This window comes from Flagellimonas sp. ABD4_174 (assembly GCF_056160185.1).
Map to the genome: position 1 here is coordinate 2,306,955 of NZ_JBSWWP010000001.1, position 23,586 is coordinate 2,330,540.

The 23,586-nt window shown below is 40.2% G+C and carries 23 protein-coding genes and 1 tRNA gene; 13 read left to right on the top strand and 11 right to left on the bottom strand.

Annotation, left to right across the window (positions count from 1 at the left end; translation table 11 throughout):
• Nucleotides 1-2 precede the first annotated feature (2 nt).
• Nucleotides 3-386, bottom strand: a complete 384-nt coding sequence (locus tag ACXAFK_RS10240) for an START-like domain-containing protein (RefSeq protein ID WP_224837234.1) — start codon at nucleotides 384-386, stop codon at nucleotides 3-5.
• 137 nt (nucleotides 387-523) lie between these two features.
• Here ACXAFK_RS10240 and ACXAFK_RS10245 point away from each other — a divergent pair.
• The 8 genes from ACXAFK_RS10245 to ACXAFK_RS10280 all read left to right on the top strand — a co-directional run bounded on the left by ACXAFK_RS10245 (nucleotide 524) and on the right by ACXAFK_RS10280 (nucleotide 7,541).
• Nucleotides 524-597 (top strand) — tRNA-Met (locus tag ACXAFK_RS10245).
• A 295-nt stretch (nucleotides 598-892) separates the two neighbouring features.
• On the top strand, nucleotides 893-1,798 hold the full coding sequence (locus ACXAFK_RS10250) for an NAD(P)/FAD-dependent oxidoreductase (protein ID WP_474957682.1): 906 nt from the start codon (nucleotides 893-895) through the stop codon (nucleotides 1,796-1,798).
• A gap of 151 nt (nucleotides 1,799-1,949) precedes the next feature.
• The gene (locus tag ACXAFK_RS10255) at nucleotides 1,950-2,705 is read left to right on the top strand and encodes a DUF6090 family protein (RefSeq protein WP_474957683.1); all 756 of its coding nucleotides are present in this window, start codon (nucleotides 1,950-1,952) and stop codon (nucleotides 2,703-2,705) included.
• 227 nt (nucleotides 2,706-2,932) lie between these two features.
• Nucleotides 2,933-3,880 carry a TerC/Alx family metal homeostasis membrane protein gene (locus ACXAFK_RS10260; protein WP_474957684.1) on the top strand — a complete coding sequence of 316 codons (948 nt, stop codon included), beginning with the start codon at nucleotides 2,933-2,935 and terminating at the stop codon, nucleotides 3,878-3,880.
• A 271-nt stretch (nucleotides 3,881-4,151) separates the two neighbouring features.
• Nucleotides 4,152-4,502, top strand: a complete 351-nt coding sequence (locus ACXAFK_RS10265; RefSeq protein ID WP_474957685.1) for a tRNA-binding protein — start codon at nucleotides 4,152-4,154, stop codon at nucleotides 4,500-4,502.
• Between the two features lie 101 nt (nucleotides 4,503-4,603).
• Entirely contained in the window at nucleotides 4,604-4,792 is a 189-nt protein-coding gene (locus ACXAFK_RS10270; RefSeq protein ID WP_224837225.1) for a hypothetical protein, read from the top strand.
• Nucleotides 4,793-4,971: 179 nt separating this feature from the next.
• Complete coding sequence (locus tag ACXAFK_RS10275) at nucleotides 4,972-6,891, top strand: DUF294 nucleotidyltransferase-like domain-containing protein (RefSeq protein WP_474957686.1); 1,920 nt, start codon at nucleotides 4,972-4,974, stop codon at nucleotides 6,889-6,891.
• A complete protein-coding gene (locus tag ACXAFK_RS10280; protein ID WP_224837223.1) occupies nucleotides 6,891-7,541 on the top strand; it encodes a 3'-5' exonuclease in 651 nt (216 codons plus the stop codon). Before ACXAFK_RS10275 ends, ACXAFK_RS10280 begins: the two co-directional genes overlap by 1 nt.
• A gap of 32 nt (nucleotides 7,542-7,573) precedes the next feature.
• Here ACXAFK_RS10280 and acs read toward each other — a convergent pair whose 3' ends face one another.
• From acs to ACXAFK_RS10330, 10 genes are all read right to left on the bottom strand, one after another.
• Nucleotides 7,574-9,481, bottom strand: a complete 1,908-nt coding sequence (acs, locus tag ACXAFK_RS10285) for an acetate--CoA ligase (protein ID WP_252079604.1) — start codon at nucleotides 9,479-9,481, stop codon at nucleotides 7,574-7,576.
• Between the two features lie 61 nt (nucleotides 9,482-9,542).
• Nucleotides 9,543-9,911: a response regulator transcription factor gene (locus ACXAFK_RS10290; protein WP_474957687.1), complete on the bottom strand. Its 369-nt coding sequence runs from the start codon at nucleotides 9,909-9,911 to the stop codon at nucleotides 9,543-9,545.
• Nucleotides 9,911-12,595 (bottom strand): ATP-binding protein, encoded by a 2,685-nt coding sequence (locus ACXAFK_RS10295; protein WP_474957688.1) that lies wholly within the window; start codon nucleotides 12,593-12,595, stop codon nucleotides 9,911-9,913. Before ACXAFK_RS10295 ends, ACXAFK_RS10290 begins: the two co-directional genes overlap by 1 nt.
• Nucleotides 12,588-12,782, bottom strand: a complete 195-nt coding sequence (locus ACXAFK_RS10300) for a hypothetical protein (RefSeq protein ID WP_224837219.1) — start codon at nucleotides 12,780-12,782, stop codon at nucleotides 12,588-12,590. Before ACXAFK_RS10300 ends, ACXAFK_RS10295 begins: the two co-directional genes overlap by 8 nt.
• 84 nt (nucleotides 12,783-12,866) lie before the next feature.
• Nucleotides 12,867-14,582 (bottom strand): sodium:solute symporter family protein, encoded by a 1,716-nt coding sequence (locus ACXAFK_RS10305; RefSeq protein ID WP_293295371.1) that lies wholly within the window; start codon nucleotides 14,580-14,582, stop codon nucleotides 12,867-12,869.
• Nucleotides 14,583-14,605: 23 nt separating this feature from the next.
• Nucleotides 14,606-14,869 carry a DUF4212 domain-containing protein gene (locus tag ACXAFK_RS10310; RefSeq protein ID WP_224837217.1) on the bottom strand — a complete coding sequence of 88 codons (264 nt, stop codon included), beginning with the start codon at nucleotides 14,867-14,869 and terminating at the stop codon, nucleotides 14,606-14,608.
• A gap of 18 nt (nucleotides 14,870-14,887) precedes the next feature.
• Nucleotides 14,888-16,114, bottom strand: a complete 1,227-nt coding sequence (locus ACXAFK_RS10315) for a hypothetical protein (protein WP_474957689.1) — start codon at nucleotides 16,112-16,114, stop codon at nucleotides 14,888-14,890.
• 96 nt (nucleotides 16,115-16,210) lie between these two features.
• On the bottom strand, nucleotides 16,211-16,624 hold the full coding sequence (locus ACXAFK_RS10320) for an IS1/IS1595 family N-terminal zinc-binding domain-containing protein (RefSeq protein ID WP_224837215.1): 414 nt from the start codon (nucleotides 16,622-16,624) through the stop codon (nucleotides 16,211-16,213).
• Between the two features lie 127 nt (nucleotides 16,625-16,751).
• Nucleotides 16,752-17,705, bottom strand: a complete 954-nt coding sequence (locus tag ACXAFK_RS10325) for a phosphoribosylaminoimidazolesuccinocarboxamide synthase (RefSeq protein ID WP_474957690.1) — start codon at nucleotides 17,703-17,705, stop codon at nucleotides 16,752-16,754.
• A gap of 7 nt (nucleotides 17,706-17,712) precedes the next feature.
• Nucleotides 17,713-18,672: a PhoH family protein gene (locus tag ACXAFK_RS10330; protein ID WP_224837213.1), complete on the bottom strand. Its 960-nt coding sequence runs from the start codon at nucleotides 18,670-18,672 to the stop codon at nucleotides 17,713-17,715.
• A 119-nt stretch (nucleotides 18,673-18,791) separates the two neighbouring features.
• Between ACXAFK_RS10330 and ACXAFK_RS10335 the strand changes: the two genes are divergently transcribed.
• The 5 genes from ACXAFK_RS10335 (at nucleotide 18,792) to dnaN (ending at nucleotide 23,559) form a co-directional block, all read left to right on the top strand.
• A complete protein-coding gene (locus tag ACXAFK_RS10335; RefSeq protein WP_474957691.1) occupies nucleotides 18,792-19,622 on the top strand; it encodes an SAM hydrolase/SAM-dependent halogenase family protein in 831 nt (276 codons plus the stop codon).
• The gene (locus ACXAFK_RS10340) at nucleotides 19,623-19,925 is read left to right on the top strand and encodes a putative quinol monooxygenase (protein ID WP_224837211.1); all 303 of its coding nucleotides are present in this window, start codon (nucleotides 19,623-19,625) and stop codon (nucleotides 19,923-19,925) included.
• Nucleotides 19,925-20,656 carry a gliding motility-associated ABC transporter permease subunit GldF gene (gene gldF, locus ACXAFK_RS10345; protein ID WP_474957692.1) on the top strand — a complete coding sequence of 244 codons (732 nt, stop codon included), beginning with the start codon at nucleotides 19,925-19,927 and terminating at the stop codon, nucleotides 20,654-20,656. Before ACXAFK_RS10340 ends, gldF begins: the two co-directional genes overlap by 1 nt.
• The gene (gene gldG, locus ACXAFK_RS10350; protein WP_474957693.1) at nucleotides 20,656-22,320 is read left to right on the top strand and encodes a gliding motility-associated ABC transporter substrate-binding protein GldG; all 1,665 of its coding nucleotides are present in this window, start codon (nucleotides 20,656-20,658) and stop codon (nucleotides 22,318-22,320) included. Before gldF ends, gldG begins: the two co-directional genes overlap by 1 nt.
• 120 nt (nucleotides 22,321-22,440) lie before the next feature.
• Nucleotides 22,441-23,559, top strand: coding sequence for a DNA polymerase III subunit beta (gene dnaN / locus ACXAFK_RS10355; protein WP_224837208.1), 1,119 nt, complete (start codon nucleotides 22,441-22,443; stop codon nucleotides 23,557-23,559).
• Nucleotides 23,560-23,586 lie beyond the last annotated feature (27 nt).

Sequence of the window (23,586 nt, forward strand, 5' to 3'; positions counted from 1 at the left end):
TTCTAGGTAGATCCCAGTACTTGCTTAAGGTCGGAAACTTGGTTTTCCCAGAGCATTTTTGCCTCGTCCACTTCATCTTCGTCTGCAAAATCTGTTATAAACAAGGAAACATCCTTGGTGATTTCGTCTACAATAATTCGCATTTCAAAAAAGGAATCGTCATCATTTTCTTCCCAGGCCAACTTTACAAACTCTTCGCTTTTACGTTTTAGCATTTTTGCTCTTTCCTCTGATCCATCCCAGATAAAGGTAAACACCTCTCCTCTGGAATTAACGTTATCTGCGTACCATTCAGATAATCCTGAAGGTGTGGAAATATATTGGTAAAGCAATTGTGGTGAGGCCTGGATAACGAATTCCAGTTCAAATTTAACCTTATCACTCATAGTCGTGTTCTTTAAATCCTTTTCAACATTTGTATAGTTTGGGAAGATATAAAAATAAATGTCAAATAATAAATTAATAATGAATTTTGATTCAGCGAAAATTTAAACATATATTTGCACCCGCTTAGCAAAACCATGGCGAGGTAGCTCAGCTGGTTAGAGCGTCGGATTCATAACCCGGAGGCCGGGGGTTCAAGTCCCCCTCTCGCTACAAATCGAGAAGCCATTTAACTGTATTTTAGTTAGATGGCTTTTTTTATGTCCTTCATCTACATTTCCTTTTTTTAATTCAGATAAAAACTCTGCAACTTTTCTTTATAAGACTCCCAAACAAAGCATACGGAATAGCTATTTGTTACTAGGTTGATCTATATTATTAATGCGACTTTATTGCATTAATAAATTTTTAGCTAATTTTATCCATTATTGGATTCTCGCAAAAAAAATTAGCTGATACAAATGGTTTTGTACCTCAATAAATAGACAACTATCAGAAATACAACACAATGAATAAAAAAGATTTCGAAGTAATTATAATAGGCGGCAGTTATGCAGGACTTTCAACAGCCATGGCCTTGGGACGTTCTCTAAGAACAACTTTGGTAATTGATGCCGGTAATCCTTGTAACCGACAAACGCCACATTCCCATAATTTTCTTACCCAAGACGGGGCCACACCAAATGAGATTTCAGAAATTGCACAAGAGCAGGTAAAAAAGTACAACAGTGTACATTTTTATAATGGTCTTGTAGTTAGTGGTAAGAGGGTTAAAAATGGATTTGAAGTCACAACGCACAAAGGAGACAGTTTTACTGCTAAAAAAATGGTGTTCGCATCCGGTATTAAGGACCTAATGCCGTCAATAAAAGGATTTTCGGAATGTTGGGGAATTTCCGTTGTACACTGTCCGTATTGCCACGGATACGAAATAAGAAACACAAAAACTGCCATAATCGCCAATGGGGACAGAGCATTTCATCTTGCTTCTTTAATAAATAATTTAACCGATCAAATCACTGTTCTTACCAACGGTAAGCACGATTTTGATGAGACTCAAATCAAAAAGTTGGAGCGGCACAATATTAAGATCATAGATAAAAAGGTATTGGAAATTGAACACGTTAACGGACACCTGGAAAAGATCGTTTTTAATGATGGATGTAAGGAAAGCTTTGAATATGCTTACGCCTCAGTTCCTTTTGAACAAAATTCTCACCTGCCAAAAATGTTGGGCTGTAATCTTACCGATCAGGGACATATCGAAGTTAATGCAATGCAAAAGACAACACAAGAAGGCATTTTTGCCTGTGGAGACAATAGTTCCATGATGCGCTCCGTTGCTACGGCGGTGTATGGCGGAAACTTAACCGGAGCAATTATAAACCATGAACTGACACAGGAAAGCTTTTAAAATGGAGGAAGTGTTCAATTAATTCGTTTAGTTCGACCCCAAATTTTGTGTTTACGATTTGGATGAACAATGCTTAGGCGAAAATCAGTAACTTATGTTCCTTTTTGGAAGACGTTTTCAAAGTCTTTCAACCATCAGAACTAATGAACCTATGATCAAGATTTTTAGACGAATTAGAAGGAGATTACTTTCGGAAGGAAAGTTCAAAAACTATCTGGCCTATGCCATTGGAGAAATAACGCTTGTGGTCTTGGGAATTTTGATCGCATTGCAGATAAATAATTGGAACCAAGACAAACAATTGCACAGGTCTGAGATTAATACCTTAAAAAGTCTTCGCGAATCCATCAAAATAAATCTTAACGAACTGGACCTTATTTTAAAGGCGCAAATACTAAGGAACAAAAGCCTTCAGGAGGTTATTTTTGTCGATCTCTCCGATAGGGACCTCACCTATTTGGATTCGTTGATCACCACTAATGTTGAAAACCACACCTTTGATCCATCAACAGGGATTTATAATTCCATAATCAGCTCTGGTAAAATTGAGATCATCACCAACGATTCGCTAAAAAATAGAATTTCCAAGCTTTATGACCGCGTAGTGGATTACCAAGAAAGTGAAGATGAGATAACCGAGTTTACCAAAGAGCATCTGGAAAAAAATTTCATTGAACATTTAAATATAAATCCAGAAATTCTAGCTAAAATCCGTAAGCGGACCAACGACGAAAAGCTTAAGGACAGAGCACTTTATATCGAAACCTTCAGCTCCCAAAAACTTAAGAACATGTATATTCTATTACTCAACAAGATGAACGAAGTTATTTTAAAAGGCGAGAGTTTGGAGTTGGAGTACCAAAGTTTGATTTCCAGTCTGGAAAAAGAAATTAGAAACAAAGAATAAAACAAATTCTACCTCGGTCATTCATAATTTGTATACTATATCCAATTCCCTAGAATTTAGTTCTGTGTAAAGAATTTAATTCGGAAAGTGGAATCCTAAAATATTGATGCCCTATAAAATCAGTTATTTAATCGACATAAACTAGTCGTTAAAATAATTGCTACAATGGGATCTCGTTAGTTTTATATTTACAATGCACAATAGCAAAACAAAAACCTGACTAAACCATGGGAAATACCTTGCCTTGGATTGTTTTGATAGCCCATGTAGGCGTACTCTTGTTTATCGATTTCTTTATCCTACACAAAAAGGATAAGGCGACCAACCCCAAACAAGCTGTATTTGAAACCCTCTTTTTTGTTGTAAATGCCTTGGTTTTTAGCGGAATTATCTATTGGTTTTACAAAAATGGGATGGTGGACAACCCAAGCAACCTCTCTCCTGGCAATAGTGTAATAAAATATCTCACAGGCTACATTATCGAACTATCGTTAAGCGTGGACAACCTTTTCGTTATAGCGATAATTTTTGTTGGGTACAAAATCCCAAAACAGTACCAACATAAATTACTGTTTCTCGGTATAATCGGAGCCATAGTGTTTAGAGCAATTCTTATTGGTGTAGGTCTCATTCTAATTCACAAAATTCACCAAATCACCATTTTTTTTGGTCTGTTCCTCTTGTACACCGCTTTTAACATGCTAAAAAAAGAAGAGCAACCTAAGGACTTTGAGCAGAACAAGGGAATCGCCAAGTTTTTAAATATATCGAACAAATTGGATAATGGCCATTTTAGGACCGAAATAAACGGAAAACGCGTTTTTACGGCAATGTTTGGAGCCCTGATCACTATAGAATTTACCGATATTTTATTTGCTCTTGACAGTATTCCGGCAATCTTTGCCCTCACTACCGACCCGTTTATTGTTTTCAGTTCCAATATATTTGCCATTATGGGACTGCGTTCGCTCTATTTTTTCTTGGCGAACATGTTGGAGAAGTTCAAGTATTTAAAGTATAGTGTTTTTTCCATATTGATCTTTGTTTCCCTTAAGCTCATTACAGCCAGTTGGGTGGAAATACCAGAATGGTTTTCGTTACTGTTCATCGGTATTTCGTTGGCCATAGGAATCTGGATTTCAATTTTAAAGGCCAAAACAGATGAAAGTCAATAAAACATTACGCGTATTGCTCCATATTATTTTTGGATTTAACCAAAAAATGGCATTTGCAACCAACAGTACACCCTGTAAACATGTTGAATCTGACCATATCAAGTTTAACCCATTCATCCATTTATAAAAATCATTTTGTTTCGACTGACCTCACTCCTCTGGATTTTGTTATCCATAATTCCTGGTGCATCACAAATAATGCTTAACCATTAGGCAAGGCTGGCTAACGCCTATGCTTATCCCTACCTTTGGTGTTCAATTAATTTATAGAATGGAACAGTCGGAACAAGAAAAATTAAATTGGAGCGAATTCATGAAAGTGGAAATGAGGGTAGGAACCATTATCTCAGTAGAAAAATTTAAAAAAGTAAGGAACCCTGCCTATAAAATGATCGTGGATTTTGGACCCTTTGGCACAAGAAAAACATCGGCCCAAATTACAAAACTATATACACCGGAAGAATTGGTCGGCAAACAAGTGATCGCAGTTCTCAATTTTCCTCCAAAACAAATAGCCACGATAATGAGCGAATGTTTGGTGATGGGCTGCGTCGGCGATGAAAAAGAAGTTACATTGATCCAACCGGAAAGAAAAGTGGCCAATGGAACTCGAATTGGGTAACTGCGTAGCCATAAACCGCCCCTCTCCTTAAAAGTAGAACAATTTTTATTTTCTTGGTATTCTTTTTTCACTAACTTAAAAGTCCAAAAACCAACCAAATAATGAATTATTTTAAAAAACTGGGAACCGCTAATCTATTGATGCTGACTCTATGCGCAATGATCATCTTAGTGGCGGAATACCTTTTTCTTAATGGACACACCGAACATGGTCTCTTTGTGGGACTATGGGCCCCTACTCTCTTGGGAGTTATGATTTACCTAAAACTTGTGGACAATGACGGCAAATAATATCGTTTTATGGTTTTCTGTTGTTGTTATTGTGCTCGTGGCCGTATGGGCCATTCTCATGATCAGGGCCTATAATAAGGCCAGTAAAGGGGAATAACGTTGCCATTGGTTGTTTGTGACAACCCAATGCTCATATTTTGATGGACTTTTCTAGGATTTACGTTTACATATAGGCTAGAATGAAGAATACAATATCCGAACGTATTGCCGACTTTTTAAAAAATTACCCGCCTTTCAATGCAATGGAGTCCGAACAATTGGAAAAATTGTCCATTGAGGTGGTCATTATCCATAAAGAGACCAATACCATAGTTTTTTCCCAGAACGAAAATCCCCATGATCATTTTTATGTGGTAAACAAAGGAGCCGTATCGCTGTCCAAAGTAGGATCAAGTCAAATCTTGGATATATGCGACGAAGGCGACGTTTTTGGTTTACGCCCCCTTTTGGCACAGGAAAAATATAAATTGGAAGCAAAAGCTTACGAAGAAACAATTCTTTATGCCATTCCTATCAAGGAATTTAAACCCTTGGCCCTCGAAAACAAACGTATTGGCAATTTTTTGATCGAAAGCTTTGCGTCCAATACCGGAAATCCCTATTCGATAAAACATCGGGGCAAACTTTATGGAATAAATGAAGATGCCGAGCGCTATTCTACCAATAAAATATTGGACCTACAACCTATAAAATACTCCAAGGACCTCATCACCTGTGCGGAAAACGCAAGTATAAAGGAAATTGCAGATATAATGACCAAGCACAATGTGAGCTCTATTTTAGTGGAGAAAGAGCAATTGCCCGTGGGAATAATAACGGACAAGGACCTCAGAAATAAAGTGGCTACCGGACAATATCCAATAACCGAATCGGCCAGGACCATTATGTCTTCACCAATCATCACCTATCCAAAAGAGCTTACTTTGGCCCAATCTCAAATGGCCATGATGAAAAGTAACATCAGTCATTTGGTTCTCACAGAAGACGGTACCACCGAGACTCCCGCTGTCGGGATTCTTTCCAAACACGATATTATGGTCGCTGTCGGAAACAATCCAGCAGTGCTTCTACGTGCCATAAAAAGAGCTGCCACAGCTAAAAGATTACGAAGTATCCGGCACGGCACCATGAACCTTTTGCAAGGATACTTGGAACAAAACATCCCTTTGGGACTGGTGTCGAAAATAATTTCTGAATTAAACGATGCCTCAACCAAGCAGGTTATACAATTGGCTTTAGCAAAAATGGAGCGCGAGCCCCCCGTTAAATTTACTTGGCTCAGTATGGGGAGTCAAGGACGCGGGGAACAATTACTAAATACCGATCAGGACAATGCCATTATTTTTGAAGATGTTGCGGATGAAAAGCTCGAGGAAACCAGAAGTTATTTTCTAAAATTGGGCGAGCGTATTTCCAAAAGTCTGAACACCATTGGTTTTGAATATTGTCCTGCAAACATGATGGCCTCCAACCCATCTTGGTGCCAGAGTTTGAGCGAATGGAAAAAGATAACCGCCCATTGGATCCATAACCCCGGACCGGATGAGATATTGCTCTCTTCCATTTTCTTTGATTATAGCGTGGTCTTTGGAGAAAAGTTACTGGCGGACGAATTGTCCCACAGTATATTTGGCCATGCCAACCGATACCCACAATTTTTTACACATTTGGCCAGTGGGGCTCTTCAGAATCCGTCACCTTCAGGGTTTTTTAGGGATTTTTTGGTGGAACAAGATGGTGAGCACAAGGACTTTTTTGATTTAAAGCTCCGTGCGCTAATGCCGATAATCGATGCAGCAAGGGTACTTATCCTGTCACATTCCATCAAATCCATAAACAATACAGCAGGTAGGTACGAAAAACTTGCCGAACTGGAACCCAATAACAAGGAATTATACTTGGCGTGCTCATACGCTAGTAAAGCCTTGCTCAAATTTAGAACCAGACAGGGCCTACTCCATAATGATTCCGGCAGATATATTGCACTGGATAAATTGAACAAAGAGGAAAAAATAAAATTAAAGAGAACCTTTAAGACCATCAAGGAAATACAATCTTTGATCGAGGTCAGGTTCCAGGTCAAAAACCTCTTGCGCTAATGTGGTCTTTCTTCAAAAAAAAAGAATTGGAACTTCCCGATTTTTGGTGGGATTACGATGCAAATTTCAATCAAAAGCTACCCACGGATGTCAAAGACAACACGTTTGTTGTATTTGATACGGAAACCACCGGCTTTAATCTTACCAAAGATCGGATGTTGTGCATTGGCGCCTTAAAACTAAAGGACAATAATATTGTGGTAAAAGATAGCCTTGAGCTGTATTTAAAACAAGAGCATTACGATAAGCAGAGCGCCGAGATACATGGCATCCTTAAAAAAACCAAGTACAACTGCATTTCCGAATTGGATGCGCTGAAATTATTTTTAAAATATATTGGAAACCATGTTCTGGTGGGGCACCATGTTATGTTCGATGTACGTATGATGAATGCCGCTCTTAAAAGGAACGGACTCCCTAAATTAAAAAATAAGACACTGGATACCGAATCACTATACTCCAGAACTGTGTTGATTTCTTCCGTAGTGGAAAAAAAGGAACGTTACTCTTTGGACGATTTGGCCAAAAAATTCAGTATTTCCCGAAAAGATAGGCACACCGCCCTGGGCGACGCCTACATAACTGCCATAGCCCTATTAAGGGTTATTGAAAAATTAAAGCCCAATAAACTAAAAGACCTCCTGAGATAAGGAGGCCGTTTTTTTTATTTGAATTTGTTGTTTTAAAGACTTTCCTTGATAATGCTCTCCACTACTTCCGGATTCAATAAAGTGGATGTATCTCCAAGGTTTGCCGTGTCTTTGGATGCAATTTTTCTTAGAATACGCCTCATGATCTTACCGCTTCGCGTTTTGGGCAATCCTTCTGTAAATTGAATCTTGTCCAATTTGGCAATTGGTCCAATGTGATCGGTGATCAATTCATTGATTTCCTTTTTTAGGTTATCCCGGTTACGGTCTTCTCCTGTTTCCTTCAAAATAATATAACCGTACAACGCATTTCCTTTTATATCGTGTGGGAATCCAACAATGGCAGATTCTGCAACGGCCGGATGTTCGTTAATGGCATCTTCAATGGGCGCTGTTCCTAGATTGTGCCCGGAAACAATGATCACATCATCTACCCTTCCCGTAATCCTATAATAGCCCACTTCATCTCTTAAAGCTCCATCTCCGGTAAAATATTTGCCTTCGAAGGCAGAAAAATAAGTGTCCTTATACCGTTGATGGTTGCCCCAAATGGTCCTTGCTATGGATGGCCATGGAAACTTGATGCATAAACGACCATCTACCTGATTCCCTTTGATTTCTTCTCCTGTCTCATCCATTAGCGCTGGTTGAATGCCCGGCAAGGGCAATGTTGCATAGGTTGGTTTTGTAGGAGTGGAAAATGGAATTGGAGAAATTAGAATTCCTCCGGTCTCGGTTTGCCACCAAGTATCTACGATAGGACATTTCTTATCACCTACATGATCATTGTACCAGTGCCAAGCCTCCTCATTGATCGGCTCCCCAACGGTTCCCAAGACTTTTAAACTGGACAAATCGTAATCGGTCACAAAATCCAAATTCTGCTTTGCCAAGGCCCGTATCGCCGTTGGTGCAGTATAAAACTGGGTTACCTTGTGTTTTTGAACCACTTCCCAAAATCTTCCAAAATCGGGATAAGAAGGAACTCCTTCGAACATAACTGTAGTGGCCCCATTGGCCAGCGGTCCATAAACAATGTAGGAGTGACCTGTGATCCAACCAATATCCGCGGTACACCAATACACATCCTCCTCACGATATTGGAATACATTTTTAAACGAATATGCGGTGTATACCATATATCCTCCGGTGGTATGCACCATTCCCTTTGGACGGCCTGTAGAACCTGAGGTGTAAAGAATAAACAGGGGGTCTTCTGCATCCATAATTTCCGGAACACAGTCCAAATAGGCCTTATCCAGCAATGGTTGCACCCATATATCGCGACCTTCCTTCATAGTCACCTCTCCTCCTGTGCGCTTGGTCACTAGAACGGTCTTTACATCCGGGCAACTCTCCAAGGCTTCATCTACAATAGCTTTTAAGTCGATTATTTTTTTTCCTCGATACGATCCGTCAGAAGTGAGCACCATCTTAGCGCCACAATCGTTAATCCTAGTAGAGAGTGCAGTAGAAGAAAATCCGGCAAAAACCACCGAATGTATGGCTCCAATTCGAGCGCAGGCCAAAATTGCAATGGCCAAATCGGGAATCATAGGTAAGTAAACTACGACCCTATCCCCTTTTTTTACACCTTGATCCTTTAATACATTGGCATATTTACAAACACGTTCATGCAGTTGGTTATACGTAATATGTTCCGCTTCTTCGCTCGGGTCGTTCGGTTCAAATAGAATTGCTGTCTTGTCGCCCCGGATTCTTAAGTGACGGTCGATACAGTTTTCCGTAATGTTAAGTTTGGCTCCTTTGAACCAGCTTATCTCCGGCTTGGAGAAATCCCATTCCAAAACAGTATCCCATTTTTTTCGCCAATGAAAGTGTTCCTCTGCTACTTCCTCCCAGAAACCTTCCGGGTTTCTTACGGATTTCCGGTACACTTGAAAGTACTCTTCCAAATGTTTGATATGATAATTACTCATCTATAAATTTGTTTAGTTTATTATGTAATTTATTTTTCTTCTCGCTATTTTAAAAGCATGTCTACCTCAATAACCCTTCGATATCGGTGATTACTTTTTTTATGGAAAAGGGCTTGGCCATGTAACCGTCGGCGCCCATTTTTAATCCTTTTTCGATATCTTTTTCCTTACTTTTTGCTGACAGGAATACCACTTTGGTATGGTTGAGGTCCTGATTGTTTCTTACTCGTTTCAGCGTTTCAAACCCGTCCATTTCCGGCATCATTATATCCAATAAAATAAGGTCCGGTCTCTCTTTGATGGCTATTTCCAATGCCTCTGTACCGTCTCTTGCAATAAACACCTCAAAATCTTTCTTTTTAAAGGCATATTCCAACGACATTACGATATTGGGTTCATCATCTACGATCAGTATTTTCTTCTGCTCCATTATTTTTTGGGTATTGAAAAGATCATTCGAGTACCTGACTTAAAATTCTTATCCACCACAATGGTCCCGTTATGACTTTCCACTATTTTTTTACAAATGGCAAGACCAAGTCCACTGCCCTTTGGTTTTTTTATGTTCTGGTTTTTTGATTGATAAAATTTTTCGAAAATGTAATCTTTGTCCTCATCTGGGATTCCTCTTCCATTGTCCTCAATGGCGACCAACACCTCGTTTTCCAGACCTTCCAAAAGAATTTTAATTTTTCCGTTACGGGGTTCTGTAAATTTAAGGGAATTCGACAGCAAATTTGTCAATACCTGTAAAATTCGGTCTTCATCATAAAATGCAAGGATTTTTTCCTTGCTCGAAAATTTGATCTTTGTTTCTTTTTTGGATGCGATCTGTTCCACCCCCTTGATGGCCTTTCCTATAGTTTTGGACATATTGTGTTCCCGAATGTCCAATTCTGTTCGATTACCGGACAATTTTTCCAGATCTAGGATATTGTGTATTAAAGTGCTCAACCTATCCGTATCCCTATTTATATTCTCTAGGAACCTATTTCTTAATTCGGGAGGCATATTCTCGTCCTCCAATACTTCCGATGCAGCTTTTATGGAGGTTATGGGTGTTTTGAGCTCATGTGCAACCGTATCCAAAAACTCATCTTTAAGTTTATCCTGTATGCGCAGTTCTTCATTGGCCGTTTTTAATTGCTGCGTCATTGCGGCCAGTTCAGCAGATTTTTCCCTGAGCAGTTTATTACTGGCCTTTGTCTCTTTACTCTCTTCCAGAATATTGAGCACTTCTACCAAACTTATAGGTTTTTCCTTGGATACCGAGGCCAATAAAATTTTGGCAGAAGCACTCCCAATACTTCCCGTTAGTAGTTTTTCAGAAAAATTGATCAATCTTGCATCTGCCCGTTCCTCTGCTTCTGATATATTATATTTTCTATTGAACAATCGCAAAGCCCTGTTGGTACGCTGCTCCCCCAAAAATCGGCTCAACAATCGCTTTATATCGGCAACGTAGGCTTCTCCTTTCCATATAAACCCCCCTTCTTGAAGGTTGCCATAATTCTCGTGGTTCACAAACATTTCAGCATAGTTCCTCTCCCTATAATTTCCTTTTGTTCTTAGGGAAAGTCCAACAAACACCATAGTGTTGAGAGACATGCTCCAGAAAAAGGCATTGCTTTCCGGGGTTAAATAATCCAATCCTAACAAATGTGCGGGCCTGAGCCATGAAAAACCAAAAAAGCCTTCTTCAGTAAAATCAAGTTCCGGCATTGTTGCTTTACTGATAACTGGCAGGAACAAGGTGTAAAAAACAACAACCAAACCTATTAATATCCCTGCCTCGACACCACGTGCAGTGCCTCGCCTCCAGGTCAACCCTAGAAAGAACGACGGTGCCAACTGAGCAATGATCAAAAAAGAAATGAGGCCAATGGAGTACAAGGATAATTGGGCCGAAAATTGGATGTAGAAGTAATATGCTATAATAATCAAAAGGAAAATAGCGACCCTTCTTATATTTTTGATACGCTTGGTATTTTCTTCCGGATTACCTTCTACCAAGGTTTTTATAAACCCATAAGGAATCACAATATTGTTGCTCACCATTGTGGACAACGCCAGGGTCGACACCACGATCATTGAAATTACAGTAGTGAATCCCCCAACAAAAACCATTAAGGCCAATCCATAATTATTGTGCTGCAATGGCAATAAAAGTGAATAATAATCGTGGTTTACCGATTGTGACAAATTTAAGTTTCCTGCCCAGGCAATAAAGATCACAAATACATTGAACAACAGCAAATACAAAGGAAACAACCAAATGGCCTTACGCAGGTGACTTTCGTTATCATTTTCCACTACGGATACATGGAACTGTCGGGGCAATAAAAAAATGGCGAAAAAAGAGAGACAAATCGTAAAAAGCCAATTAAACCCATTTTCCAAACCGCCAAAAGAGATCAGTTGATCAAAATTATCTCGTAAACTTGCTTTATGGTAGATATCCGCAGTGCCATCAAAAAGGTAGAATGTGATGTAAATACCGATCACCAAGAAAAAACACAACTTTAAAATGGATTCCAAGGCCACTGTTGCCACAATCCCTTTTCTATGTTCCGAAGTATCTGTTGATAGTGTTCCGTAGAAGGCTACAAAAACCGCTATAAGCAACGCGATGTAAAAAGTAGAGTCATCAAAAAAACCTGTGGATCGGTAACTCCCCTTTGCGGAAATGAGTGAAAAGGTCTCGGATACGGCTTTAAGTTGTAAGGATATGTATGGAATTATAGCGAACAAGCACGTTAAGGTAACCAAAGCTCCCAATTGTCTGTTGTTACCATACCGCATGGAAATAAAATCGGCAATACTGGAAATTTTGTGCTGCTTGGATATACGGATCACCTTTCTCATTAAAACGATCCAAAGTGGTAGGGCAATTACCGGTCCCAAATAAATGGCCAAAAAACTAATCCCGGAGCTCGATGCTATCCCTACACTTCCGTAATAGGTCCAAGCTGTACAATACACGGCCAAGGAAAGGGTGTACACATACGGGTTGTTCGTCCATTTGCTTCGTTTGTTCTTTTCGGCAAAATACGCTAGAACAAAAAGCATGGCCAAATACAGTACAATAACCAATCCTACTGCATAATTACTCATAGAACCGTTTTAAAATGATATAGGCCAAAACGATCGCGATCAACCAGCTCAAGAAAATAAAAACATAAAATATGGGGAAACCAAAAAAATGCCCATCGCTGTCAAATAGGGTAACAAAGGGAACATTCCATAAAAAGAACAATACTATGGAAACAAGGATCAATTTCTGCTGATGCCGTTTTTTCATTTTTATTTTCAAGGTCGCCAAACTTAAAATTACAAAAAACGGTACGGTAAAACCATACCGTACCGCTTTTTCACAACCAACTAATTAATGTGTCGATGCTTCACCCGCACCGCTGGGTATTCTTATGTGTTCCACTATTTCCTGTACTTCTTCAGGTGGTTCGGGAGTAAACATGTTAACTACAATGGCGACAATAAAGTTGACTACCATGGCAATGGTTCCAAATCCTTCTGGCGAAACACCAAACCACCAACTTTCTTGAAGACCTGCTACGGCATCTTTTCCGCCGTCAAAAATTCCAAATTTAAATTTCAGCATATAAAAGAGCATAAGACAAAGGCCTACGATCATTCCTGAAACAGCTCCCTTGCTATTCATTTTTTTGTAGAAAATACCTAAAATAATGGCAGGGAAGAACGATGCCGCTGCCAATCCAAAGGCCAAGGCCACCACCGCTGCGACAAACCCGGGGGGATTGATCCCAAAATAACCGGCTATAACCACTGCTACGGCTGCAGAAAGTCTTGCTGCCCATAGCTCGCCTTTTTCTGAAAGATCTGGTTTAAGCACGTTCTTGATCAGATCATGGGAAACCGAAGAGGAAATAACCAACAACAGACCTGCTGCCGTAGATAGGGCAGCCGCCAATCCACCTGCCGCAATTAAACCGATAACCCATGCCGGGAGATCTGCAATTTCCGGGTTGGCCAAAACCATAATGTCCCTATCAACGGTAAGTTCGTTTACCTCGGGTGAGGCTACATATTGAATTATGCCATCGCCATTTTTATCCTCGTGCCCGATCAACCCTGTTTTTTCCCAACGATTGAACCATTCTGGCATGCTATTATATTCTTTTCCACTAACAGTTTCGATAAGATTAGTTCTGGCAAACACGGCTACTGCGGGTGCAGTAGTGTACAAGATCGCAATGAACAACAAGGCCAAACCTGCGGATTTTCTTGCATCTCGCACCCGTTTTACGGTAAAGAAACGAACGATTACATGAGGTAAACCTGCGGTACCGACCATAAGTGCCAGGGTTATGGCAAAAACATCGACCATACTTTTAGATCCATCGGTATATTCTGCAAATCCGAGTTCCGTGGATAGTCCGTCCAGTTTATCCAAAAGATAAGTTCCAGAGCCATCGGCCAAAGTGCTGCCAAATCCTAGTTGTGGCACAGGGTTCCCTGTCATTTGGATAGAAATGAAAATTGCAGGTACCATAAAGGCGAAAATCAATACGCAATATTGGGCCACTTGGGTATAGGTTATCCCTTTCATACCTCCAAGGACGGCATAGAACAATACAATCACCATTCCGATAACAACTCCGGTATTGATATCTACTTCCAGATACCTTGAAAACACAATTCCTACCCCTCTCATCTGTCCGGCAACATAAGTAAAGGATACGATGAGTGCGCAGATAACTGCAACAACCCTAGCTGTTTTGGAGTAATAGCGTTCTCCAATAAAATCGGGAACTGTAAACTTTCCAAACTTTCTTAAATATGGTGCCAGAAGCAGTGCTAGGAGAACATAACCACCGGTCCACCCCATAAGGTAAACGGCGCCATCGTAGCCGGCAAAAGAAATAATTCCTGCCATGGATATAAAAGACGCTGCCGACATCCAATCCGCTGCAGTGGCCATACCGTTGGCCAATGGGGAAACACCACCTCCGGCCACGTAAAATTCTTTAGTGGAACCCGCTCGGGACCAAATTGCTATTCCTATATACAGACCAAATGACAAGGCTACCAAGACATAGGTCCAAATTTGTACATCGCTCATAATGTTTTGATTTTATCGGTTAATTATTCTTCGTCGTATCCGTACTTTTTGTCCAATTTGTTCATTAGGCGTACGTACACAAAAATGAGGATGACAAATACATAAATAGATCCTTGTTGCGCGAACCAAAACCCAAGTTTAAATCCGCCCAATCGAATGTTGTTCAATGCATCCTTAAAAAGGATGCCTGCTCCGTATGAGACCAAGAACCAAATGACTAGTAGTATTACCAAGTACCTTAGGTTCTCTTTCCAATAGGCCGAGGCCTTTTTTTGTTTTTCTGACATAATTTGTTGGTTGTTTAGTTATAAATAAATCTGTGCTTGCAAGGTTACCACACCATTGTTGTCACCAGAACCAATTTTTGAATTGGCATACTCCAATGTTAATTTAGAATGATGCCCTGTCATAAATAGGTTGATTCCCAAGCCCAACCGTGTGGCGTTATCGTCTATTGCGTCTATCGATCTTGTTTGGTACGACACATATGGCTGTACCCTTGATTTATCCGCTGGACCGGAAACCAGATATCCTACATGTCCATAAACCATATTCCCGGTACCGTACGGCCCAAGGTTGAAGTTACGACCATAATCGTTATTTTGGAATACCGCATAGGCCGTAATGGCAGAACCATCTTCACCAAGAGGGGCATCGTAATAGGCATCCACTGCGAAAATATTTACATTTTCTCCTTCCAGGTTTCCTGCTCCGTCCGCTATTACCGTACCGTTTCTATGGGTCAAGAATCCGGCACCGACATTAAATATTCTTTTACTGCCCAAATATGTTCCTACTTTATAGGGCAAAAAATTGGATTCTTGATCTAAAAAATGATAGTCAAAATAACCTTGGATCACTTTGCCCGCATCTGCTGAACCCAGCAATTCGCGACCCCGATATACTGCTCGACCATTGGGTATTGGATCATTTGAAGCATCCAAGGTATTGGTTATGGCCTCGTTAAAGGAAACACGATATTGTAATCTTCCAATATTACCTTTGGCATATACCCCAATGTGACGGGCAAACTGATCACTTAGTCCCAAAACTGCCCAAGATGGACGGTTGTTGTCCAAGGTCAGGAAGTTTAGGGTACTACTGTTGTTCATTCTGGAAATACCGTTCCAATAGTGCAATCCGGTACCGATGGCTACATTCTTGTGTACTTGCCATTCTCCCCAAAAATCGTGAAAGAACAATTGGGAAGAATCTTCCTTTCCAACAGCACTAATGTTGTTTCCATTTAAACTGTTCAACCCAAAATGGGTTAGTATTAGAAATTTCTTGTTCAGTTGTGTAAAGGTCAAAAACCTAGCTCGTCTTACACTAAGGTTTGTTGTGCTCACATCGTCTGGAACATTATCATTGTATTGGGCCCAAAATTGACCCCATGCTATCATACGAAGATATTTGGAACCATCCTCGTTAAACTTGACTTTGAAACCTCCCGTGTACTCGGTGTTTCCTTGCGAAAATAATTTTGGAACCCAAAGAAGAAAAAACGCAGTTCCGATCAGTATATTTTTCATTTCAGTTTGGATGTTAGTGAGTTATGTGCTCTACGAACATCTTAAAAATATATTCCCGAATGAAAATCAATATATTTTTTTGCTAATTACCTATATCTAGTCTTTGAACCGATCCCATTTAATAAGCATAAATTTATCTCCAAGTTCGGTTACCAGTTGCCCTGCACCTTTCAGATTTTCAGGGCTTTGAAAGTATTTTTGAAGCTCAGTAAGATTCAAAATCTTATAAGTGGGGTGATATTTGGAATTGTAGGGCCTTTTAATATTATACTTTCTGACCCAGTTCATCACCGAAACATGTGAAACCCCTAAAATACGCTCTATTTCGCGATAGGTAAGTCCCTCCAAGTACAGTTGTAATGCTTTGTTCACAAAGTAATCATCGATTTGCTTTCCCAACTTAGGTACTGTAAAATAGTAACCACAGGATTTGCATTTGTAGCGTTGCCTCTCTTTAATGATCCCGGCTTTGGTAAACTCTGTAGATGAGCAATTTGGACAGCTTTCCATGGTTGATATACTTAATTAGCATAAATATATCAAATTAGCTTTAAATATTTTGCAAACCTATTGATATAAATAAAGGGAATTGATAAAATTCCCTTTATTTTATTGGTTAAATCGTAATTTGAGATTACTATTTTACAAAATAATCAGTAACATTGGTCAAAATACGTTCTTGAAGATTGGATATATCACTTTTAACGAATTTCTCCCCGGTTATGTTTTCGTAGAGTTCAATATATCGGTTAGATACGGATTGGATATACTCATCGGACATTGCAGGGACCTCCTGTCCCTCCAGTCCTTGGAATCCGTTGGAAATCAACCATTGTCTTACAAATTCCTTTGACAATTGTTTTTGGGCTTCACCTTTTTCTTGACGCTCCTTATAACCATCTGCATAAAAATAACGTGATGAATCGGGAGTGTGGATCTCATCGATCAACACAATTTCCCCATCTTTGGTTTTACCGAACTCGTACTTGGTATCCACCAAGATCAGTCCTCTTTTGGCGGCAATTTCGGTTCCTCTCTGAAAAAGTGCACGTGTGTACTTTTCCAGAACTTCGTAATCTTCGGCAGATACGATGCCTCTTTTTAAAATTTCTTCTTTGGAAATATCCTCGTCATGATCTCCTTTTTCTGCCTTTGTTGCTGGTGTGATGATAGGCTCTGGGAATTTATCGTTCTCATTCATACCCTCTGGCATGGACACGCCACAAAGTGTTCTTTTTCCCGCTTTATATTCGCGAGCGGCATGGCCCGACATATAGCCCCGAATCACCATTTCCACCTTGAATGGCTCACAGGCCTTACCTACCGCAACATTGGGATCTGGAGTGGCCATTAACCAATTAGGAACTATATCTTCAGTATCCTTCATCATTTTAGTTGCAATTTGATTCAGGATTTGTCCTTTATAGGGTATTCCTTTGGGCATTACCACATCAAAAGCGGATAAACGATCGGTTGCCACCATTACCAGAACATCGTTATCCAAGGTATAAACCTCTCTTACCTTTCCTTTGTAAACAGATTTTTGCCCAGGAAAATTAAAATCCGTGGACATCAGTGTATTCATTCCCATTATTTTCTTAGAATTGATTCTGGTGCTCTATATTTTGATAGGCATCGATTACCTTTTTCACCAATTTGTGTCGGATCACATCCTTATCGTCCAAATAAATTATACTGATACCCTCCACGTTTTTTAAAATCAACAAGGCTTCCTTAAGTCCGGAGATTACCCTACGTGGCAAATCAATCTGGCCAGGATCCCCTGTTAGCAAAAACTTGGCGTTCTTGCCCATACGGGTCAAAAACATCTTCATTTGGGCGTGCGTGGTATTCTGGGCTTCATCCAGGATTACAAAGGCGTTATCCAAGGTACGACCTCTCATAAAAGCCATTGGCGCTATTTGAATAGTGCCGTCCTCAATATATTTTTCGAGCTTTTCAGCTGGAATCATATCCCGAAGGGCATCGTAGAGGGGCTGCATATATGGATCGAGCTTTTCCTTAAGATCTCCCGGTAGAAATCCAAGGTTCTCCCCTGCTTCTACCGCAGGTCTCGTTAAGATAATTCGCCTAACCTGTTTTTCTTTTAAGGCCTTTACGGCAAGTGCCACTCCGGTGTACGTTTTACCCGTACCGGCCGGACCAATGGCAAAAACCATATCGTTGGCCCTACAGGCATCTACCAAACGGCGCTGATTGGCGGTCTGCGCTTTGATCAACCTGCCACTTACCCCATGTACCAAAACATCGCCACTAGAGGAAGACGACGTATAATCCTCCTTGCTGTTGCTGGTAAGTACCCTTTCGATCATGTTTTCATCGAGCTTGTTGTATTTGGCAAATTGCCCGGTTAGCTCATCAAAACGTTTGTCGAATTCTTCCAATAGTTCTTCGTCTCCAAATACCTTGATCTTATTTCCTCGTGCTACAATTTTAAGCTTTGGAAAGTATTTCTTCAGTAACTCGATATTTGAGTTTTGTTGCCCAAAAAATTCTTGTGGACTGATTTCCGTAAGTTCGATTACAAGTTCGTTCAAAAATAGTGAGGTGTTACAGTTGCTTTTGAAGAATTTTATTCTTTCTTTTTAACTAATTTTACAAAACAAACTTAACTAAAAATCAATTTGAACGCCGAAAAACATATCAACAGTATTGCATGGCAATCATAACCCTGACCACAGATTTTGGATATAAAGACCACTTTGTTGGTGCGGTAAAAGGGGCAATACTGAGCAACCTGACTGACATCAACATTGTTGATATTTCGCATGCCATAGGACCATTTAACATACAAGAGTGCGCCTACATCCTTAAAAATGCATACCGATCTTTCCCAAAGGGAACGGTACATATTGTTGGGGTCGATTCCGAAGTATCCCCAGAAAATGAGCACATGGTTGTACAGGTAGATGGACATTACTTTGTAAGTGCGAACAGTGGCGTAATTTCCTTGATAACCTCCGAGGTACAACCGGAAAAAGTGGTGCAGATAGATCTGCCCAATTCACGGCCCACTGCCTTCCCTGTTCTGGACGTATTTGTACAAGTAGCCTGCCATATTGCCCGGGGCGGTAAATTGGAAGTGATCGGCAAACCTCTGGAAAGCTTAAAGGAAATACGCGATTTTGAACCAAGAATAACCAACGAGGGCAAGACTATTTCTGGCAATGTGATCTATATTGACAATTACGGCAACGTGGTTACCAATATTCAGAAAAATTTGTTCGAGGCATATAGGAATGGACGTGATTTTGAAATAATTGCTCGGACCACCAAAATACGGCAAGTACACCAAAGTTATAACGGTATTGTAAATTACAACTTGGAACGGAACCAGCGCAAGGGACCCGGCGACGCCCTTGCCCTTTTCAATTCAGCCGGTTATATAGAGCTTGCCATTTACAAAAGTGACCTTAATTCGGTCGGAGGTGCTTCAACGCTTCTTGGCCTAAATTATAGGGATACCGTAACCATAAATTTTCTGTAAATGTTGATACGCATCGTAAAACTGACTTTTAAACCCGAAAATATTGCTAGTTTTGAACGAATCTTTGAAGAATCGAAAAATGGTATTTTGGGATTTGAAGGCTGCAACATGGTAGAATTATATCAGGACATTGGTAATCCCAATATATTTTTCACCTATAGTTTTTGGGATACGGAATCGCATCTCAACAACTACAGGAATTCTGATTTTTTTAAAGAGGTTTGGGGCAATACCAAAAAATTGTTCTCCGATAAACCCGAAGCTTGGAGTGTTCATAAATTACAATCAACAAACCCGTCTTAATGTTTGCAATTTTTAAGAGAGAGGTACGATCTTTTTTTACATCGCCCATCGGTTATTTGATCGTGGGGTCGTTTTTAATGCTCAATGGACTTTTTTTATGGGTGTTCAAGGGCGAATACAACATTTTTGACTATGGCTTCGCCGATTTGGGCAACTTCTTTTTGCTGGCTCCCTGGATTTTCATCTTTTTGGTGCCCGCAATTACCATGAAGAGCTTTTCCGAAGAACGAAAAATGGGCACTCTCGAATTATTGCTCATTAAACCTATCTCCGTTTGGAAGTTGGTCTTAGGTAAATTCTGGGGTGCATTCCTATTGTGTGTCATTGCCGTGATTCCGACAATCGTTTATGTTTTTGCCATATCAGGCTTGGGAATGGTAGAGGGTAATTACGACCTAGGAGTGGTTTTGGGGTCCTACTTTGGATTGTTGTTTTTAATGGCCTGTTACACGTCCATCGGAATATTTGCCTCTACCCTTTCCGATAACCAAATCATCGCATTTTTGGTTGGTATTTTGGTCTGCTTTCTGATTTTTAATGGGTTTGATGCCGTTTCCTCCTTATTTTCCAACGGAGAAACCCAACAAACCATTGAGGCCATTGGCGCCAGATCACATTTTGACAGTATTGCAAGAGGAGTGATAGACACCCGTGACCTGATCTATTTTGTATCGTTGACCCTATTATTCCTTTATCTTACTTTTCAACGTTTAAAACAATTACCGCGATAATGGGAAAGTTTGTTGTATCCACATTAAAAATACTTATAGCTGTTACAGTAATCAATTTGTTGGCCAGTTTTGTCTATACCCGTTTTGATCTTACCGAAGATAAAAGGTACACCCTTTCCGAGCCAGCGGTAACAGTGGCCAAAAAATTTGAATCGCCCGTAATTATAGATGTGCTGTTGGACGGTAACATTCCAGCAGAATTTTCCAAGTTAAAATCGGAAACCGTACAACTGATCGAATCCTTTGCATCAAAAAACAAGAATATTAAATACAATTTGGTGGACCCGCTGGCAGATGAGGAACTTGCGGAACAAACCATTGCCGAACTACAGGGCTTGGGGCTACAGCCTGCAAATGTTACTGTAGAGGAAAATGGAAAAGTGTCCAACGAGCTGGTTTTTCCATGGGCTATGGTCAATTATAAGGACCAGACCGTAAAAGTACCATTGCTAAAAAACAAACTGGGAGCCACTGCCGAAGATCGTATCAATAATTCCGTGCAACAATTGGAGTATGCCTTTGCGGACGCCTTTACCAAACTCAACATCGGAGAAAAAAAGAGCGTGGCCATTATTAAAGGAAACGGTGAGCTGGATGATATGTACATTGCGGATTATCTTACCACCATTAGGGATTACTATAATATTGCTGCCATAACATTGGATTCCGTAGCTTCCGATCCGCAAAGTGTTTTAAATCAACTTAAGGAGTTTGATTTGGCCGTTATTGCCAAGCCAACACAAGCATTTTCCGATCAAGAAAAGTATGTTCTCGATCAATATATGGTCAACGGGGGCAAATCCATTTGGATGATAGATCAAGTAAGTATGGAAATGGACAGTATTTATGCCGGTGGCGGTGAGGCCATTGCAGTACCAAGAGACCTCAACTTAAAAGACCTGTTCTTTAGATATGGCGTTAGGATCAATCCCGTACTGGTAAACGACCTGTATTTTACACAAATTGTCCTGGCCACGGGCGAAGGAAACGATTCCCAGTACAATCCGCTGCCTTGGTTCTATTATCCCATGGTTTTTTCCCAGAACAATCACCCCATCAATACCAATATTGAAGCGGTTCGTTTCCAATTTACCAGCCCAATGGATATTCTGGAAAACGATTACAAAAAAACAGTTTTGCTACAAAGTTCACCACTATCCAAAACCGATGGCATCCCAAAAATAGTTAGTTTGGAAATGATCAACCAGCAACCTAACAGGGAGAACTATACCAATGGTAATCTACCTTTGGCCGTTTTGATCGAAGGTAACTTTACTTCAATGTACAAAAACAGAGTGAAACCACTCAAACTACAGAATACTTTAGAGGAAGGGCCCGAAAATAAAATGATCGTAATCTCTGATGGGGATATTGTCAAGAACCAGTTGCGGAACGGAAGGCCCTTGGAACTGGGGTACGACAAATGGACCAATAGCTTTTATGGCAACAAAGAATTTTTGGTGAACAGCACAAATTACCTTTTGGACAATACCGGGCTTATTAACATTCGGAACAAAAAAGTGACCATTCCATTGCTCGATGTTAAAAAAATAGCTGAGCAAAAAACCAAATGGCAGCTTGTAAATATTGGATTGCCAGTAATTTTAACCTTACTGTTCGGCCTTTTCTTCGGATATTACAGAAAGCGCAAATTTGCCTTGTAACTGTTAATAAAATTGTTTCTTTGCTTAATCCATTTGGGATATATTTGTTTTTATTGATTTTAAAGGCCCTGGAACAGGGGTAAATTGCCAAAAAGGCAGCCATACTAAAGTATTTCGTTGATGAAATTTATTGTATCGAGTACATATTTATTGAAACAGCTTCAGGTTTTGGGAGGAGTTATCAACAATAGCAACACCTTGCCCATCCTTGATAACTTTTTGTTCGATCTAAAAGAAAGTAAACTGACCGTTTCCGCATCCGATCTGGAAACTACCATGAGTACGGTTCTAGATGTGGATTCCGATTCCGAAGGTACCATTGCGGTTCCCGCACGATTACTGTTGGATACGCTAAAAACTTTTCCGGAACAGCCCTTAACATTTGTTGTTGAGGACAACAATACAGTGGAAATTAGTTCCAATCATGGTAAATATGCCTTGGCCTATGCCGACGGTGCCGAATTCCCAAAGGCAGTAGAAGTCTCGAACCCGAGTTCCACTACCCTATTGGGCGATATTTTGGCCACGGCGATCAACAAGACCATTTTTGCCGCAGGCAACGATGACCTTCGTCCGGTAATGAGCGGCGTATTCTTCCAGTTTTCCCCGGAAAATTTGACCTTTGTGGCCACCGATGCCCATAAACTGGTGAAATATCAACGTCAAGATGTAACAGCTTCGGAAGTAGCCGAATTTATTATGCCCAAAAAACCTTTAACTTTATTGAAAGGCATTTTGGCAGGTTCAGAATCCGAAGTCACCATCGAATACAACGATAGTAATGCAAAATTCTACTTTGACAATACTGAGTTGGTTTGTAGATTGATCGATGGAAAATATCCGAACTACGAAGCCGTGATCCCAAAAGAAAACCCGAACAAACTTACAATAGCAAGGAATCAGTTCCTGAGCTCTGTAAGAAGGGTCTCTATCTTTTCGAACAAAACAACACATCAGATTCGATTAAAGATTGCCGGAGCGGAACTCAACATTTCCGCAGAAGATGTGGATTACAGCAATAAGGCCGAGGAAAGACTTTCTTGCTCCTACCAAGGAGACGATATGCAAATCGGTTTCAACTCAAGGTTTCTTTTGGAAATGTTGAACAATCTTTCTTCCGACGAAGTATCCTTGGAAATGAGCTTGCCGAACAGAGCGGGTATCCTAACACCGATCGATGGACTGGACGAAGGAGAGCATGTTACCATGCTGGTAATGCCGGTGATGCTGAACAACTAAATCAACTATCCAACCATAATTAAAAAA

Coding starts and splice junctions, on each gene's coding strand:
- ACXAFK_RS10240 (WP_224837234.1), bottom strand. CDS start 386: ATGAGTGATAAGGTTAAATTTGAACTGGAATTCGTTATCCAGGCCTCA.
- ACXAFK_RS10250 (WP_474957682.1), top strand. CDS start 893: ATGAATAAAAAAGATTTCGAAGTAATTATAATAGGCGGCAGTTATGCA.
- ACXAFK_RS10255 (WP_474957683.1), top strand. CDS start 1,950: ATGATCAAGATTTTTAGACGAATTAGAAGGAGATTACTTTCGGAAGGA.
- ACXAFK_RS10260 (WP_474957684.1), top strand. CDS start 2,933: ATGGGAAATACCTTGCCTTGGATTGTTTTGATAGCCCATGTAGGCGTA.
- ACXAFK_RS10265 (WP_474957685.1), top strand. CDS start 4,152: ATGGAACAGTCGGAACAAGAAAAATTAAATTGGAGCGAATTCATGAAA.
- ACXAFK_RS10270 (WP_224837225.1), top strand. CDS start 4,604: ATGAATTATTTTAAAAAACTGGGAACCGCTAATCTATTGATGCTGACT.
- ACXAFK_RS10275 (WP_474957686.1), top strand. CDS start 4,972: ATGAAGAATACAATATCCGAACGTATTGCCGACTTTTTAAAAAATTAC.
- ACXAFK_RS10280 (WP_224837223.1), top strand. CDS start 6,891: ATGTGGTCTTTCTTCAAAAAAAAAGAATTGGAACTTCCCGATTTTTGG.
- acs (WP_252079604.1), bottom strand. CDS start 9,481: ATGAGTAATTATCATATCAAACATTTGGAAGAGTACTTTCAAGTGTAC.
- ACXAFK_RS10290 (WP_474957687.1), bottom strand. CDS start 9,911: ATGGAGCAGAAGAAAATACTGATCGTAGATGATGAACCCAATATCGTA.
- ACXAFK_RS10295 (WP_474957688.1), bottom strand. CDS start 12,595: ATGAGTAATTATGCAGTAGGATTGGTTATTGTACTGTATTTGGCCATG.
- ACXAFK_RS10300 (WP_224837219.1), bottom strand. CDS start 12,782: ATGAAAAAACGGCATCAGCAGAAATTGATCCTTGTTTCCATAGTATTG.
- ACXAFK_RS10305 (WP_293295371.1), bottom strand. CDS start 14,582: ATGAGCGATGTACAAATTTGGACCTATGTCTTGGTAGCCTTGTCATTT.
- ACXAFK_RS10310 (WP_224837217.1), bottom strand. CDS start 14,869: ATGTCAGAAAAACAAAAAAAGGCCTCGGCCTATTGGAAAGAGAACCTA.
- ACXAFK_RS10315 (WP_474957689.1), bottom strand. CDS start 16,114: ATGAAAAATATACTGATCGGAACTGCGTTTTTTCTTCTTTGGGTTCCA.
- ACXAFK_RS10320 (WP_224837215.1), bottom strand. CDS start 16,624: ATGGAAAGCTGTCCAAATTGCTCATCTACAGAGTTTACCAAAGCCGGG.
- ACXAFK_RS10325 (WP_474957690.1), bottom strand. CDS start 17,705: ATGGGAATGAATACACTGATGTCCACGGATTTTAATTTTCCTGGGCAA.
- ACXAFK_RS10335 (WP_474957691.1), top strand. CDS start 18,792: ATGGCAATCATAACCCTGACCACAGATTTTGGATATAAAGACCACTTT.
- ACXAFK_RS10340 (WP_224837211.1), top strand. CDS start 19,623: ATGTTGATACGCATCGTAAAACTGACTTTTAAACCCGAAAATATTGCT.
- gldF (WP_474957692.1), top strand. CDS start 19,925: ATGTTTGCAATTTTTAAGAGAGAGGTACGATCTTTTTTTACATCGCCC.
- gldG (WP_474957693.1), top strand. CDS start 20,656: ATGGGAAAGTTTGTTGTATCCACATTAAAAATACTTATAGCTGTTACA.
- dnaN (WP_224837208.1), top strand. CDS start 22,441: ATGAAATTTATTGTATCGAGTACATATTTATTGAAACAGCTTCAGGTT.